The sequence below is a fragment of the Streptomyces mashuensis genome, from assembly GCF_014654785.1.
Lineage (GTDB): Bacteria > Actinomycetota > Actinomycetes > Streptomycetales > Streptomycetaceae > Streptomyces > Streptomyces mashuensis.
On the sequence record NZ_BNBD01000002.1, the window covers coordinates 629,050 to 644,871 of the forward strand.

The 15,822-nt window shown below is 72.1% G+C and carries 10 protein-coding genes and 1 pseudogene; 5 read left to right on the forward strand and 6 right to left on the reverse strand.

Annotated elements, in window-relative coordinates:
• The first annotated feature begins 42 nt into the window (after window positions 1-42).
• A complete protein-coding gene (locus tag IE305_RS08125) occupies window positions 43-1,290 on the forward strand; it encodes a GNAT family N-acetyltransferase (RefSeq protein WP_190128747.1) in 1,248 nt (415 codons plus the stop codon).
• Here IE305_RS08125 and IE305_RS08130 read toward each other — a convergent pair.
• Together IE305_RS08130 and IE305_RS08135 are read right to left on the reverse strand one after the other, a co-directional pair.
• Entirely contained in the window at window positions 1,278-2,087 is an 810-nt protein-coding gene (locus tag IE305_RS08130; RefSeq protein WP_190128748.1) for an Fpg/Nei family DNA glycosylase, read from the reverse strand. The two genes, IE305_RS08125 and IE305_RS08130, sit on opposite strands and share 13 nt — an antisense overlap.
• A 69-nt stretch (window positions 2,088-2,156) precedes the next feature.
• Entirely contained in the window at window positions 2,157-2,645 is a 489-nt protein-coding gene (locus IE305_RS08135) for a ribose-5-phosphate isomerase (protein ID WP_190128749.1), read from the reverse strand.
• A gap of 186 nt (window positions 2,646-2,831) precedes the next feature.
• Here IE305_RS08135 and IE305_RS08140 point away from each other — a divergent pair, with 186 nt between their 5' ends.
• The gene (locus IE305_RS08140; RefSeq protein WP_190128750.1) at window positions 2,832-4,301 is read left to right on the forward strand and encodes an amino acid permease; all 1,470 of its coding nucleotides are present in this window, start codon (window positions 2,832-2,834) and stop codon (window positions 4,299-4,301) included.
• Between the two features lie 91 nt (window positions 4,302-4,392).
• Here IE305_RS08140 and IE305_RS08145 read toward each other — a convergent pair whose 3' ends face one another.
• Window positions 4,393-5,001 (reverse strand): biotin transporter BioY, encoded by a 609-nt coding sequence (locus IE305_RS08145; protein ID WP_190128751.1) that lies wholly within the window; start codon window positions 4,999-5,001, stop codon window positions 4,393-4,395.
• A 296-nt stretch (window positions 5,002-5,297) separates the two neighbouring features.
• Between IE305_RS08145 and IE305_RS08150 the strand changes: the two genes are divergently transcribed.
• Window positions 5,298-6,701: an amino acid permease gene (locus IE305_RS08150; RefSeq protein ID WP_190128752.1), complete on the forward strand. Its 1,404-nt coding sequence runs from the start codon at window positions 5,298-5,300 to the stop codon at window positions 6,699-6,701.
• A 233-nt stretch (window positions 6,702-6,934) separates the two neighbouring features.
• Window positions 6,935-8,350: an amino acid permease gene (locus tag IE305_RS08155; protein ID WP_190128753.1), complete on the forward strand. Its 1,416-nt coding sequence runs from the start codon at window positions 6,935-6,937 to the stop codon at window positions 8,348-8,350.
• A 69-nt stretch (window positions 8,351-8,419) separates the two neighbouring features.
• On the opposite strand, the gene IE305_RS08160 is transcribed toward IE305_RS08155, so the two are convergent.
• Window positions 8,420-9,448 (reverse strand): aspartate-semialdehyde dehydrogenase, encoded by a 1,029-nt coding sequence (locus tag IE305_RS08160; protein ID WP_190128754.1) that lies wholly within the window; start codon window positions 9,446-9,448, stop codon window positions 8,420-8,422.
• A gap of 183 nt (window positions 9,449-9,631) precedes the next feature.
• A pseudogene (locus tag IE305_RS08165) lies at window positions 9,632-12,361 on the reverse strand (S8 family serine peptidase); the annotation flags it as partial.
• A gap of 447 nt (window positions 12,362-12,808) precedes the next feature.
• Between IE305_RS08165 and IE305_RS08170 the strand changes: the two are divergent.
• The gene (locus IE305_RS08170; RefSeq protein WP_190128755.1) at window positions 12,809-14,545 is read left to right on the forward strand and encodes a TIGR03767 family metallophosphoesterase; all 1,737 of its coding nucleotides are present in this window, start codon (window positions 12,809-12,811) and stop codon (window positions 14,543-14,545) included.
• Window positions 14,546-14,600: 55 nt separating this feature from the next.
• On the opposite strand, the gene IE305_RS08175 is transcribed toward IE305_RS08170, so the two are convergent.
• The gene (locus IE305_RS08175; protein WP_190128756.1) at window positions 14,601-15,644 is read right to left on the reverse strand and encodes a putative endonuclease domain-containing protein; all 1,044 of its coding nucleotides are present in this window, start codon (window positions 15,642-15,644) and stop codon (window positions 14,601-14,603) included.
• Between the last annotated feature and the right edge of the window lie 178 nt (window positions 15,645-15,822).

Consider the following 15,822-nt stretch of genomic DNA (forward strand, 5'->3'; position numbering starts at 1 on the left):
AATTCGTTCGCTTGAACGGGAATGTGTTGCTAGTCATGAGTTATGACAACGGAGTTACGCGTACTGCACGAGGCCGAGTGGGACCGCTGGTACGACAATCTCGAGCTGGCCTTCGGCGGGGTGCCGGAGGCCCCGGAGGAGCGGGGGCTGTGGCGCGAGCTCACCGAGCCGGGCCGTTCGGTCGGCGTCTGGGACGGCGCCGAGGCGGTGGGCACGACGGGAGCGTTCTCGTTCCGCCTGTGCGTGCCGGGCGGCGAGCTGGTGCCCGCGGCGGGCGTGACCATGGTCAGCGTACGCCCCACGCACCGGCGGCGCGGGGTGTTGCGGTCGATGATGCGCCGCCAGCTCGACGACCTGCGGGCCGGTGGTGAGCCGCTGGCGGTGCTGACCGCCTCGGAACCGGACATCTACGGGCGGTTCGGGTACGCCGTGGCAACGTACCGGATGTCGGTGCGGATCGATACGACCCGGACCCGTATCGCCGTACCACCGGCCACGGACGACCCTTCCGCCTCACAGGAGGTGCGGCTGCGCTTGTCGGAGCCCGGGGCGGCGCGTGCCGTGTGCGAGGAGGTGTACGCGCGCCGGGTCACCACCCGGCCGGGCATGCTCGCCCGGCAGCCGGGCTGGGACGCGGTGCCGCTGCTCGACCCGCCGGCGAAGCGTGCGGGCGGCTCGCCGTTGCAGTGCGTGCTCGCCGAGGCGGACGGTGCGGTGGTGGGCTATGCCCGGTACGCGGTGCGGCCCGCCTGGGAGGCCGGCGGGCCCGGGGGCACGGTGGTGCTGCGCGACCTGGAGGCGCTGACGCCGGCCGCGCGGGCCGAGCTGTGGCGGTACCTCTTCGCCCTCGACCTCACGGCGTGGGTGGAGGCCGAGAACCTGCCGGTCGACGACCCGCTGCTGCACCTGGTCACCGACGTCCGGCGCTGCCACGCGGCCGTGGCCGACCATCTGCACGTGCGGCTGGTCGACGTGGGCGCGGCGCTGGCGGCGCGGCGGTACCGGGCGCCGGTCGACGTCGTGCTGGAGGTGACGGACGCCTTCTGCCCGTGGAACGCGGGCCGGTGGCGGCTCACCGGTGACGCCAAGGGGGCGGTCTGCGCGCCCACGCGGGACGCGCCGGACCTCGCCCTGTCGGTGCGGGAGCTGGCCGCCGCCTACCTGGGCGGCACGTCACTGGCCGGGCTCGCCGCCGCCGGCCGGGTGCGCGAGCTGCGCGAGGGCGCGCTGGAGGAGGCGTCGGTGGCGTTCGGCAGCGCGGTGGCGCCGTGGCTGCCTCACGGCTTCTGACAGCCGGGGCACCAGAAGAGGTTGCGGGCGGCGAGACCGGCGGTGCGGATCTCGTCGCCGCAGATGTGGCAGGGCTGCCCGGCGCGCCGGTAGACGTACACCTCACCGCCGTGGTCGTCGACGCGCGGCGGGCGGCCCATGGCCTCGGGCGTGTGCTCGGGCCGGACGGTGTCGATCCGGTTGTTCCGCACACCCTCGCGCATGAGCGCCGCCAGGTCGGTCCAGATCGCGTTCCACTGACGCTGCGTCAGGTCGCGGCCGGGGCGGTACGGGTCGATGCCGTGCCGGAAGAGGACCTCGGCGCGGTAGACGTTGCCGACGCCCGCGACGATCTTCTGGTCCATCAGCAGCGCGGCGATCGTGGTGCGGCTGCGCGCGATGCGCCGCCAGGCGCGGTCCGGGTCGTCGCCGTCGCGCAGCGGGTCGGGGCCGAGCCGCTCGTGTATCGCCTGCTTCTCGCCGTCGGTGATCAGGGCGCAGGCGGTGGGGCCGCGCAGGTCCGCGTACGCGGACGGGGTCGCCAGGCGCAGCCGTACGGTCGCGGTGGGCGGCGGGGCGGCGCCGTCGCCGAGGGTGTACTTGCCGAAGAGGCCGAGGTGGACGTGGATCCAGCCGGTCGCGGCGAAGCCGAGGAAGAGGTGCTTGCCGTGGGCTTCGGCGCCCTCCAGGACCTGGCCGTCCACGAGGGCGGCGCCGTCGGCGAACTTGCCCTGGGGGCTGGTGGCCCGCACCGGGGCGCCCGCGAAGAGGGCGCGGTGGTCCGCGGCGAGGCGGTGGATCGTATGCCCTTCGGGCATGGGGTGACGTCCTCCGTACGACGAGAGCCCGCCCCGGGCGTCGCCGGGGCGGGCACGGGGCTGGTCCCGTCAGTCCTGCTGCGGGTGGTGGGCCGGGATCGCCGGGAGCTCGCCCGTCTCCTCGTACGCGCTCAGCATGTCGATACGGCGCGTGTGGCGCTCGTCACCCGAGTACGGCGTGGTGAGGAAGATCTCGACGAACTTCGTCGCCTCGTCCTGCGTGTGCATGCGGGCGCCGACGCTGACGACGTTGGCGTTGTTGTGCTCACGGCCGAGGGCCGCGGTCTGCTCGCTCCAGGCGAGGGCGCAGCGGACGCCCTTCACCTTGTTCGCGGCGATCTGCTCGCCGTTGCCCGAGCCGCCGATGACGATGCCGAGGCTGCCCTCGTCCGCGGCGGTCCGCTCCGCGGCGCGGAGGCAGAACGGCGGGTAGTCGTCCTGGGCGTCGTAGATGTGGGGGCCGCAGTCGACGGGCTCGTGGCCGTGGGCCTTGAGCCACTCGACGAGGTGGTTCTTGAGTTCGTAGCCGGCATGGTCGGAGCCGAGGTACACGCGCATGCGTCCGAGTGTGGCACGACCGGCGGGTGCGTTCCGTCACCGGGTGGGTACGCGTCCCGGGCGAATGCAACGAATTGGATTCGGCTCTTCCGGAAGCCGGTCCGGAAAAGTTCTAATGCCTGGACTCGTGACCCGAGAAACCTCCGGTAACCGAGGACCGAAGGAACAACCCGAAGGAACGTGCACATGAGCGCGACACCGCCGACCATGACGAAGGCGTCGACGTCCGGCGATCCCGGCCACGCCCACGGCGTGGGCGGGGACGGCCTCAAGGCCGGCCTCAAGAACCGCCACCTGTCCATGATTGCCATCGGTGGTGTCATCGGCGCCGGCCTCTTCGTGGGTTCCGCGTCGGGTATCGCCGCGGCCGGCCCGGGCATTCTCATCTCGTACGCACTCGTCGGCGCGATGGTCGTCTTCGTGATGCGGATGCTGGGCGAGATGGCCGCCGCCAACCCGACCTCGGGCTCGTTCTCGGCCTACGCGGACCGGGCGCTGGGCCGCTGGGCCGGTTTCACCATCGGCTGGCTCTACTGGTTCTTCTGGGTCGTGGTGCTCGCGGTCGAGGCGACCGCCGGCGCCAAGATCCTGGAGGGCTGGGTCCCGGCCATCCCGCAGTGGGGCTGGGCGCTCCTCGTCATGGTCGTGCTGACGGCGACCAACCTGGCCTCGGTCAGCTCGTACGGCGAGTTCGAGTTCTGGTTCGCGGGCATCAAGGTCGTCGCCATCGCGGCGTTCATCGTCGTGGGCGCCCTGGCCGTGTTCGGCGTGCTGCCGGGCTCGGACAACCCGGGTGCGGGCTTCGACTTCCTCACCTCGCACGGCGGCTTCCTGCCGCACGGCCCCGGCGCGATCCTCACCGGTGTGCTGATGGTGGTCTTCTCCTTCATGGGCAGCGAGATCGTCACGCTGGCCGCCGGTGAGTCGGAGGACCCGCAGCGCGCGGTGTCCCAGGCCACCAACAGCGTCATCTGGCGCATCGGCGTCTTCTACCTGGGCTCGATCCTGGTCGTGGTCAGCCTGCTGCCGTGGGACTCCAAGGAGATCGCGGAGAAGGGCAGCTACGTCGCGGCGCTCGACTCGATCGGCATTCCGCACGCCGGCCAGATCATGAACGTGATCGTGCTGACCGCGGTGCTGTCCTGCCTGAACTCCGGCCTCTACACGGCCTCCCGCATGGCGTTCTCGCTGGGCCAGCGCGGTGACGCGCCGAAGGCGTTCGCGAAGGTCAGCTCCAGCGGTGTGCCGCGGGCCGCCATCATCGGTTCGGTGATCTTCGGCTTCGTGTCGGTGTTCTTCAACTACATGTGGCCCGACACGGTCTTCAAGTTCCTGCTGAACTCCTCGGGCGCGGTCGCCCTCTTCGTCTGGCTGGCCATCTGCGTCACGCAGCTGAAGATGCGCGGGATCATCCTGCGCGAGGCGCCGGAGAAGCTGCGCGTGCGCATGTGGCTCTTCCCCTACCTGACGCTCGCCACCATCGCCATGATCCTCTTCGTGCTCGGCTACATGGTCGTGGACGGCGGCGACAACCGCGAGCAGGTGCTGCTGTCGACGCTGGTCGGAGCGGTGGTCCTGGCCATCGGCCTGGTGCTGGACAAGCGCCGCAAGGCGAAGGCCGCCGGCGCCGCCGCTGCCGCCCCCGTCGAGCAGTAAGCGGCCGTACGGCAACGGGCCGGGCCCGCACCCCATCTCCTGGGGTGCGGGCCCGGCCCGTTCGTTCGTGTGCGCCTACGGCTCGTACGGCTCAGCCGCGGCGGCCCAGGAGCTTCCAGGCCGCCGGCAGGGCGCCCATGGCCAGCGCGGCCTTGAGGGCGTCACCGATGAGGAACGGCACCAGGCCGGCCGAGACCGCCTCGCTCAGCGACAGGTGCGCGGCCAGGGCGAGGTACGGGACGCCGACGGCGTAGATGATGGCCGTGCCCAGCGCCATGCTGCCGGCGGTGCGCAGGGCCGAGCGGTCCGCGCCGCGGCGGGCGAGGGCGCCGACGACCGTGGCGGCCAGCAGCATGCCCAGGACGTAGCCGAAGGAGGGGAAGGCGGCGCCGGCGCGGGCCTCGGCGAACCACGGCATGCCGGCGACGCCCGCGACGGCGTACAGGGCCAGGGAGAGGAAGCCGCGGCGGGCGCCGAGGGCGGTGCCGACGAGAAGCGCGGCGAAGGTCTGGCCGCTGACGGGCACGGGCGAGCCGGGCACGGGCACGGCGATCTGCGCGGTCAGGCCGGTCAGGGCGGCGCCGCCGAGGACCAGGGCCGCGTCGCGGGCCCGGGCGCGGCCGGCGGACGAGGCGGGCAGCAGGTCGGCAAGGACCGTACCGGTGCCTGTACGGGTGACGTGGGCGGTGGCGGTGGCCATCGGTACTCCGCGAGGTGTGGACGGACGGGACAGCCCGACGTTAGCCGAGGGTGATCCACGGGGCACCGGAGTGCTGTGACAAGCCGGACGGCCCCGGTTTGGCGGAATTCACGCCCGGCGGGCGGAGCCGTGGTGTGCCGTACGCACACCGTTGCGGAAATTGCGACCGGAAACGTGATGCTCGTCACGACAGGGGCGATGTGGCTTGGCCATTGCCGCCCGCCCGGGGGAATCTGGTCCTCACCCCCGCGTCCGCTCCCCCGGGGCAGGCGCACCAGCACAAGGGAACGAGCCCCATGCACGACGCATCGCCCGCCGCCGCGCCCCTTGCCGACGGCGAGAAAGAACCGCTGGCCACGGGGCTCAAGCAGCGTCACCTGACCATGCTGGGCCTGGGCGGCGTGATCGGTGCGGGCCTGTTCGTGGGCTCCGGCGCCGGGATCGCGGTCGCCGGGCCGGGCATCATCGTCTCGTACCTGATCGCGGGCGCGCTCGCCATGCTGGTCATGCGGATGCTGGGCGAGTTGTCGGCGGCCATGCCGGCCTCGGGCGCGTTCTCGGTCCACGCCGAGCGCGCGCTGGGCCGCTGGGCCGGGTTCTCTGTGGGCTGGCTCTACTGGTTCCTGCTGGTGGTCGTGCTGGCCGTGGAGGCGACGGGCGCCGCCCAGATCGCGCACGGCTGGGTGCCCGGCGTGCCGCAGTGGGGCTGGGTGCTGATTTTCATGCTGGTCTTCACGACCGCGAACCTCGCGGCGGTGAAGAACTTCGGTGAGTTCGAGTTCTGGTTCGCGGCCCTGAAGGTGGGCGCGATCGTCCTCTTCCTCGGTCTCGGCCTGCTGGCGGTCTTCGGGCTGCTGCCGGACACCGACGCGGTGGGCATGTCCAACCTGACCGGCCAGGGCGGCTTCCTGCCGCACGGCTGGAGCGGCGTGATCTCCGGCGTGCTGGCCGTGGTCTTCGCCTTCGGCGGCCTGGAGGTCGTCACCATCGCGGCCGCCGAGTCCGACGACCCGGCACGCGCCGTGGGCCGGGCCGTGCGCAGCGCGGTGTGGCGCATCCTCTTCTTCTACGTGGGCTCGATGCTGGTCATCGTGACCGTGCTGCCGTGGACGGCGATGAAGCCGGGGCAGAGCCCGTACGTGGCGGTGCTGGACCACATCGGCGTCCCGGCGGCCGGGCAGATCATGAACGCGGTCGTGTTCGTGGCGCTGCTGTCCGCGCTCAACGCCAACCTGTACGGCTCCTCGCGCATGGTGTTCTCGCTGGCCGAGCGCGGCGAGGCGCCGCGGGCCCTGCTGAAGGTGTCCGGCGGCGGGGTGCCGCGCCGGGCCGTGCTCGCCTCGGTGGCATTCGGCTTCGCCTCGGTGATCCTCAACCTGGAATGGCCGGATTCGATCTTCCGTTATCTGCTCAACGCGGTGGGGTCGGTGCTGCTGTTCGTCTGGGGCCTGATCGCCGCCTCGCAGCTGCGGCTGCGGCGCCGGATCGAGCGCGAGATGCCGGAGCGGCTGACGCTGCGCATGTGGTGCTTCCCCTATCTGACCTGGGCGGCGCTGGCCGCCATGGGCGGGGTGCTGGTGCTGATGCTCACCGACGCCGAGGCGCGGCCGCAGCTGCTGTGGTCCGCCGGGGCGACCGGTGCGGTGATCGTGGTGGCCCTGCTGCGCGAGCTGAAGCAGCGGCGCGGCACGACGTCCTGATTGATTCGCCATTGATTCGCCATTGATCAACCCGTAAAAAGCCTCGTATCTGGCGATATTTCAGGTACTCAACGTGACAGTGGCGTCTGAATATCGGACAGCTCTGTCACAACTGTTGTCCTGAGCGAACATCACCCCCACACTGAGGCAACTTTCTGCGCCGTTTTCCGGCACAGGGTTCCACAGCGCGTTCTTTTCGGCTTCACCGCACTCACCCACGGGGACAGACGACCATGACTGGTACACCTGCGACCTCGGCATCGCAGCGCGAGGCCGGGGGCGACTCCACGCCGCACGGCCCGGGCGACCTCTCGCACGGCCTGAAACAGCGCCATCTGTCGATGATCGCCCTCGGCGGCGTCATCGGCGCCGGCCTCTTCGTGGGCTCCGGCGCCGGCATCGCCGCCGCCGGCCCGGGCATCGTGCTCGCCTATGCCCTCTCCGGCCTGCTGGTCATGCTCGTGATGCGCATGCTGGGCGAGATGGCCGCGGCCAACCCGGCCTCGGGCACGTTCTCCGTGCACGCCGAGCGGGCGATAGGCCCGTGGGCCGGCTTCACGGTCGGCTGGATGTTCTGGGTCGAGCTCTGCGTCGGCATCGCCGTGGAGGCGATCGGCGCGGCCAACATCATGGTGTCCTGGTTCCCCTCCACCCCGTCGTGGATGTGGGTGCTGCTGTTCATGGCGCTCTTCTGCGGCACGAACCTGGCGGCGGTGGGCAACTTCGGCGAGTTCGAGTTCTGGTTCGCCACCCTGAAGGTGGGCGCCATCGTCGTCTTCCTGCTGCTGGGCGTCGCGGCCGTCCTCGGCCTGCTGCCGGGCACCGCCTCCCCCGGCGCCGACAACCTCACCGGCCACGGCGGCTTCCTGCCCCACGGCACCGACGGCCTCGTCGTCGGACTGCTGGCGTCCGTCTTCGCCTTCGGCGGCCTGGAGACCGTCACCATCGCCGCCGCCGAGTCCGAGCACCCGGTCACGGGCGTGGCCAAGGCCGTCCGCACCGCGATGTGGCGCATCGCCCTCTTCTACGTCGGCTCGATGCTCGTCGTCGTCACCGTCATCCCGTGGAACGACACGTCGATCCTCGACCACGGCCCCTACGTGGCGGTGCTGAACCACCTCGACATCCCCGCCGCCGGCCAGATCATGAACGTGATCGTCCTGGTCGCCCTGCTGTCGGCGATGAACGCCAACATCTACGGCGCCTCCCGCATGGCGTACTCGCTCGTGCAACGCGGCGAGGGCCCCCGCTTCCTGGCGAAGACGCACGGCGGCGTGCCCCGCCTGACCGTGGTGGCCTCCTCGGCCTTCGGCTTCTTCGCGGTGCTGCTCAGCTACTGGTGGCCGAACTCGGTCTTCAAGTGGCTGCTGTACATGACGGGCGCCGCGGTCCTCGTCGTGTGGGGCTTCATCGCCGTCACCCAGCTGCTGATGCGCCGCCGCCTGGAGCGCGAGACGCCGGAGAAGCTCGTGGTGCGGATGTGGCTGTACCCGGGCCTGACGTGGGCGGGCCTGGCGGGCATCGTGGGCGTCCTGTCGCTGATGCTCCGCGAGGAGGACACCCGCATCCAGCTGTGGTCGACCGCCGGCCTGACGATCGGGCTGGCCGTCATCGGCTACGTCCGCCAGCGGGCGGCCGCGCGCCGCTGAGCGACGGTGGTACGGCGAAGGGCCCGGCGGTGACCGCCGGGCCCTTCCGTTCCTGCCCGAAGGGGCGCGTCAGCCGCGCAGCTCCGCGGCGACCAGCTCGGCGATCTGGACGGCGTTGAGGGCGGCGCCCTTGCGGAGGTTGTCGTTGGAGACGAAGAGCGCGAGGCCGTTCTCCACGGTCTCGTCCACGCGGATGCGGCCCACGTAGGAGGCGTCCTTGCCGGCGGCCTGCAGCGGGGTGGGGATCTCCGAGAGCTCCACGCCCGGGGCGTCCTTCAGCAGCTCGTAGGCGCGCTCGACGCCGAGGGGGCGCTCGAAGCGGGCGTTGACCTGGAGGGAGTGGCCGGAGAAGACCGGGACGCGGACGCAGGTGCCGGAGACCTTGAGGCCGGGGATGCCGAGGATCTTGCGGGACTCGTGGCGGAGCTTCTGCTCCTCGTCCGTCTCGAAGCTGCCGTCGTCGACGACGGCGCCGGCCAGCGGCAGCACGTTGAAGGCGATGGGGCGCTTGTAGACGGCCGGCTCGGGGAACTCCACGGCCTCGCCGTCGTGGGTGAGGCCCGCGGCGCGGTCGGCCACCTTGCGGACCTGGCCGTCCAGCTCGGCGACGCCGGCCAGGCCGGAGCCGGAGACGGCCTGGTAGGTGGTGGCGACCAGGGCGGTGAGCCCGGCCTCCCGGTGCAGCGGCATGAGCACCGGCATGGCGGCCATGGTGGTGCAGTTCGGGTTGGCGATGATGCCCTTGGGCCGCTGCTTGATCGCGTGCGGGTTGACCTCGGAGACCACCAGCGGCACCTCGGGGTCGCGGCGCCAGGCCGAGGAGTTGTCGATCACCACGGCGCCCTGCGCGGCGACCTTCTCGGCGAGGGCCCGGGAGGTGGCGCCGCCGGCCGAGAAGAGGACGATGTCCAGACCGGAGTAGTCGGCGGTGGCCGCGTCCTCGACGGTGATCTCCGTGTCCTGCCACGGCAGCGTGGAGCCGGCGGAGCGAGCGGAGGCGAACAGCCGGAGCTCGCTCACCGGGAAGGCGCGCTCGGCGAGGATGTTCCGCATGACTCCGCCGACCTGGCCGGTGGCTCCGACGATTCCGATCCGCACGGGGGGCTCCCTACTCCTGTGACGTCACTGCTGCCAGGGACGACCCACCCGGCCGTCCGGTTCCCATCATGCGGTGCCACCCGCCCCAAAAGTCCAATCCATTGTCCGAGGACCGGACGCGGTGCGTCCGGTCCTCGGTCGGAGCTGTGGCGGGGCGCTGCGGCGGAGGTGTCAGCCGGTGACGCCCTGGGCCGTGACCGTCAGGGTGTAGGGGTTGTCCAGCAGCGGTGACGTGCGGCGGGACTCGACCTCGATCTCCCAGACGCCGGGCAGCGGCTTGGCGTACGAGCGCTGGTCCGGGCGGCAGGTGTTGGCCGGGTTGGGGTAGTTCGGGTAGCAGTTCGGCGTGGACGTCGGGTCGACCGGGACGCCGTACGGGTTGATCGCGACGAACCGCGTCTGGCTGCCCGCCGCCAGGCCGCTCATGGCCACGTCCAGCGAGGTCGCGCCCTTGGGCACGGTCACGAAGTACGAGGTCGTGGCGTTACGGGTGGCCTTGGCGGTCTTCTCCAGCCGGTAGGAGGGCGCGGCGAGCGGCTCGGCGGCCACGACCGTGGTCATGATCTGCTTGTCGATGCCCTCGGTGTGCTCGTCGTCGACCGTGAGGATCGCGCTGTGCACCCCGGCGCTCTTCGCCTTGGCCTTGACCTTCACGGTGACCGGCTTGTTCAGCGGCAGCTTCACCTCGTCGTCGCCGACGAGCGCGAACGTGCCGTCGTTGGTGCGCCAGCCCAGCTCGTGCCACACGGGCCTGTCGGGGCCGGAGGTGCGGGTGATCGTGACGTCGTACGTCTGGGTCTCGCCGGTCTTGAGGCCGCCCTCGCGGTCGTACAGGCCGGTGCCGAAGCCGGGGGTCTTGAGGCGGCCGGACAGCGCGGTGGAGACGGGCGCCTTGACCGTGTAGTCGTGGGCGGTGGCGCCCTCGCGCAGGGCCTCCCACGCCTCGTCGATGTCGATGAGGCCCGCGCCCTGCTCGTGCGCCTGTGCGCCCTTGATGGTGCGGGCGGTGCTGGTCAGCGCGGTGCGCAGGTCGGCCGGGGTGAGCTTCATGTGCTTCTGCTTGGCGGCCGAGATCAGCAGCGCGGAGGCGCCGGCGGCCTGCGGCGAGGCCATCGAGGTGCCCTGGAGCATGCCGTAGCCCGGCGGGAGCTGGTAGCCGGCCTCGGCGACCGGGGCGCCCGGCTCCCAGGTGGGGATGGTGTTCACCGAGGCGCCGGGGGCGGTGAGCGTCGGGGTGAGGCCGCCGTCCTCGCGCGGGCCGCGGGAGGAGAAGGGCATCATCGCGTACGGCGTCTTCACCTCGGAGCCGTAGTTGGCGGCCCAGGTGTCCTTGGAGACGGAGGCGGCCACGCTGATGACCTTGTCGGCCAGGGCCGGGTCGCCGATCGTGTTGGTGCCCGGGCCGCTGTTGCCGGCGGAGATGACGAGCTGGACGCCGTAGGTGTCGATCAGGCGGGTGTAGAGCTCGGCGCGGGCGTTGTTGCCGTCGTTGAGGGCCGGGAGGCCGCCGATCGACATGTTGACGATGTCGACGCCGCGGTTGACCACCAGGTCGATCATGCCCTCGGTGAGCGCCACGTTGGTGCAGCCGCCGGACCAGGTGCAGGCGCGCGAGGAGACGAGCTTGGCGCCGGGGGCGGCGCCGTTCATCCGGCCGCCGAAGAGGCCGTTGGCGGCGGTGATGCCGGCGACGTGGGTGCCGTGCTCGGACTCGATGAGGCCGATGTTGACGAAGTCGGCCTTCTTGCCCGCCCAGTCGGCGCCCTTGGCGTCCATCGGCACGTCCTTGCGGATCTGCACGACGAAGGGGATGCGCTCGGCGATGGGCGTGCTGGGGTCGTCCTTGCCGAAGTACCCGACCTGGAAGCCGTCCTTGTACGGCTTCATCTCCTCGTCGTTGCCGAAGTTCCCGTCGTCGTCGAGGTCGACGCGCACGGTGCCGCGGGCCTTGTCGTAGAGGACGGCCCAGGAGTCGGTGGTGTCGCCGTCCCGGTTGAGGTCGCCCTTCATGTCGCCGCCGGTGGTGGCGCTCTCGCGGAAGAGGGCCACCTGGTAGGAGCCGCCGGCGCCGGGCGCGGTGTAGGTGCGGCCGTTGAAGGTGAAGGCCGGGCCGGTGACGTCGGTGGTCATCGGCAGCCAGGTGTCGTCCCCGTCGGTGACGGGGTCGGTGGCCGTCACCCAGTCGGTGATCTTCCGCTCGCCGGTGGTGGTGCGCTGGAGCGCGGGGTGGGCGAGGTCGACGCCGGAGTCGAGGATGCCGATGGTCACGCCGCGGCCGTCGGCCTTGGGGTGGTCCTCGACGAAGCCGACGGCGCCGGTCTCGAAGGCCGGCTGGTACGGGTTCTTCGCGGGCGTCCGGGCGTCCGGCGCCGGCCAGGCGCCGGCTTTGGGGCCGCGGGCGAGGGAGGGGTGGCCCTGCCCGAGGTCCGCGCGCGGCGTGGGGTCGGGGAGGGGGATCTCCTGCTTGAGGTCGATGGCGTGCACCGCGTCGAGCTTCTTCGCCGCGTCGATGGCGGCGTCGGCCCGGCCCGTCGGCACCGTCACGCGGACGTAGCCGAGCCGGTCGTACGCCTGGCCCACGGAGGCGCCGCCGACGGCGCCGAGCCGGCCGGCGACCTGGCCGGTGCGGCCCGGCTCGGTGGCGATCATCATCGTGACGGTCCGGTCGCCCTCGGCCTTGGCCTTGGCGAGCAGGTCCGCGTCCTGGGAACCGAGCTTGTCCTTCGGCCCGTTGGCCGGTGTGCCGGGCGAGGGCGCGGGGCGGGGGCCGTCGGCGAGGGCGGGCGCGGCGCCCGCGGCCGTGAGCGCGGTGACGAGGGAGGCGGCGAGGACCGTACGGGCCACCCGGCCGGGACGGGCCGGCGGCGCGCCGGAGCCGGCCGAGGGTATGCCGGCCTCGGGTATGGAGGTCATGTGCTTCCTTGCTGGGATGTGAACGTGCGTGCAAGGAACTTTGCGGGAAGTGACCCCGGTTCGGGGAGAGTTGCGAGGGGCGGAAGGATAAGGGTGGCGTAAACCCGCCATACGGCGCGCGGGAGGAAGCGGGACGACCGGTCATCAACCGGTCAGGGCATTCCCGCAGCTCAGATGTATGTACGACAAACGGATCAACGCGCCGGCCCATGGTCGGCAGCAGTGTTCCCTCGCGGGTGAACACTGAGTGAGCGTCAGCACTCCAGGGGACGAGTGGTGTATGCCAGTTCGCAGTAGCCAAGATCGATGTGAGGTGATCGGCGGCGACCGTTGCGGTCATGTTCACGCCCAGGTCACCGTCGCTGCCAACGATCCTCACTGACGGGGCCCACAGCCCGCACGCCCGCTCGACCGCCTGCCTTCGCGTCCGCACTCGGGGAGACCGCCATGCACCGCAGATCCCGCAGAACCGCAGACCCGCAGCTCGACCGCCGCTCCTTCCTGGCCGCCGCAGGCGCCGTGACCACGGCCGCCGGGCTGGGCCTGGCGGTCGGGCCGGGCGGCGGACGGGCCGCCGCGAACCCGGCCGACCCCACACCGCAGGCCGTCGCCACGGCCGAGGGCGCCGCGGAGGCCGCGGCCCCCACCGGCGCCGGCACCACCCTCGCCTCGGTGGCCGCACCCCGCGGCACCGGCGGCTACCGGCGGCTCGGCGCGGGGCCCGGCTGGCCCCGCGTCGTCCGGTCCGAGCTGGCCGAGGGGCGCTCCGGCCGCGAGGACCGCCGCACCGTGCTCGCCTCCTTCGTCCAGTTCACCGACCTGCACCTGACGGACGTCCAGCACCCGCTGCGCTACGAGTTCTTCCGCTCCGGCGAGGCCGGCGCCTGGCGGCCGCACGAGGCCCTGACGCTGCCCGGCGTGGTCTCCCTGGTCGAGCGGGTCAACAAGGTGCGCCGCGGCCCGGTGACCGGCGCGCCGTTCCGTTTCGTCGTCACCACCGGCGACAACGGCGACGAGAACGCGAAGATCGAGGCCGAGTGGTTCCTCACCGCCCTCAGCGGCGGCCGGATGAACCCGCAGACCGGCGACCCCAAGCACTACGAGGGTGTCCAGAACAGCAACCTCAAGCTCTACTGGCACCCCGACAGCGCCCTGCGCGACCAGGACAAACAGCTGGGCTACCCGCGCATCGACGGCTACCTGGCCGCCGCCTGCCGCACGGTGACCAGCCCGGGCCTGAACATCCCCTGGTACTCCACCTTCGGCAACCACGACCTGCTCTCCGGCGGCTGCTACCCGGCGGCCGGCTCGTTCATCGCCGAGGTGTGCGTGGGCGGCCGCAAGCTCCAGTACATCCCGCCCGCCGAGGCCAAGTGGCTGATGGAGGGCGAGACGGCGGGCGCCGACCCCAAGGGCGCCCGGATAAGGGACATGCTGAACAAGCACCGCAGGGAGATGCGCACGGTCACCCCGGACCCGCGCCGGGTGCCGCTGACGCCGCGTCAGTACGCCGCGCTGCACCTGGAACCGCGGTTCACCGGCCGCGGCCCCGTCGGGCACGGCTACACGCGCGAGAACCTCGACTCGGGCAACCTCTACTACACCTTCCGGGTCGCGGAGAAGGTCATCGGCATCAGCATCGACTCCACCGACCCGGGCGGCCACTACCAGGGCTCCCTGGGCACCGCCCAGCTGAACTGGCTGGACCGGACGCTGGCGCAGCACAAGGACGAGTACGCCCTCGTCTTCAGCCACCACCCCAGCTGGAGCATGAACAACACCACCCCCGACCCGGCGCGACCGCAAGAGGCGCGGCACGGCGGCGACGAGATCCTCGCGCTGCTCCAGCGCCACAACAACGTGCTGGCCTGGATCAACGGGCACAGCCACCGCAACCGGATCCGGCCGCGCGGCTCCTTCTGGGAGATCGCCACCGCCTCGCACATCGACTACCCGCAGCTGGCGCGCATCATCGAGATCACCGACAACCACGACGGGACGATCTCCCTGTTCACCACGCTCATCGAGTCGGCGGCGCCGTACCGGACCGACTTCCACGACCTCTCCCAGACCGGGCTGGCCTCCCTCTACCGCGAGCTGGCCTTCAACGCGCCGGGCAACGACACCACGCTCTCCGGCACGCCCACGGACCGGAACACCGAGCTGCTGCTCAACCGGCGCTGAACGACCGGCCGGTGGCGCCGGGCGGTGGCGGGGCGGGTGGCCGCCCCGCCGGCGCTCAGCGCGGCAGCACCACCACGTAGGCGGGGGGTTCGCGGTCGGCGGACGCCACGAGGGCGGTGCGGACGACCGCGGCCTGGAGCTCCAGCGCCTCCTCGTCGCGGAGCTTCCGCGGGGTGACGCGGACGACGGTGATGCCCAGCCGCTCCAGGTGCTCGCGCTTGCGCGACGGCCCGGACCAGATCGCGTCGTCGTCCTGGTGCGGCCGGGTGTCCAGCTCCAGGGCCACGGCGTGGTCGGGCCAGTAGGCGTCGACGCCGCCCAGGTACGGGCCGCCGGGCAGCCGCAGGTCGACGTTCCACAGCGGTACGGGCAGCGCGTGCGCACGAACCATGGCGTAGAGCCGGTCCTCGGCGGCGGCGCGGCTCTCGGCCTCCAGGGCCTCGACGGCCTCCACCACGGGCTGCCGGGTCAGCAGCCCGGCGCGGGACAGCTCCTTGACGAGGGCGCCGGCCTCGCAGTGGCCGCCGCGCACGGCCTCCTCCAGCACCCGCCGCACGGCCACGGGGTCGGTGAGCCGCTCGACCGTGTCGGCGACGGCACGGGCGACGGGGGCGACCGGCACGCCGGTCACCAGCCGGCCGGCGGGCACGGTGTGGGTGCGCACCAGGCGGACGAAGCCGGTGGAGCGGAGTCTGCGGGTGCGGGGCACCAGGACGTCGATGTGGTCGAGGGACAGCAGGGTGGGCACGGACGTGAAGCGGTACAGCGCGAGCGCGGCGGCACCGGTGACCAGGGCCTGCCCGTAGGGGGCGGGCCCGGTGCCGCGCGGGTCGGCGGGGCCGGGCTGCCGGGGCACCCGGTCCCGGGGGACGGTGTACATCAGGGCCGCGTGCAGCCGTTCCTCGCTGGTGGCCGGGCCGGTGTGCAGCAGGTAGACGCCGGGCAGCAGGCGCTGCCAGGGGCCGCCGGGGCGGCAGCGCTCGCCGACGGTGGTCCCCGCGACGCCGTGCTCACGCAGCTGACGCATGGTCATGACCCGGTGCCGCACGTCGGAGAGGTGGTACAGGGGGCGTGGTGAGAGGGGGGTGTTGGGGTTCATGACCCGGCCATTCCCGCTCCGGCCCCGCCCCCTAACCGGGGTTACCCCCTTGACGGCGATCTGACGACGCTCGATGACAACCCCGTTGGGTCGTCACGGTCCTGTACCGCCTTCCTCGCGGCCCGTTACCCTGCGCTCTCCTCCGGCCGAAGCTCCCCGGAGGGGTCCGGCCGGAGGC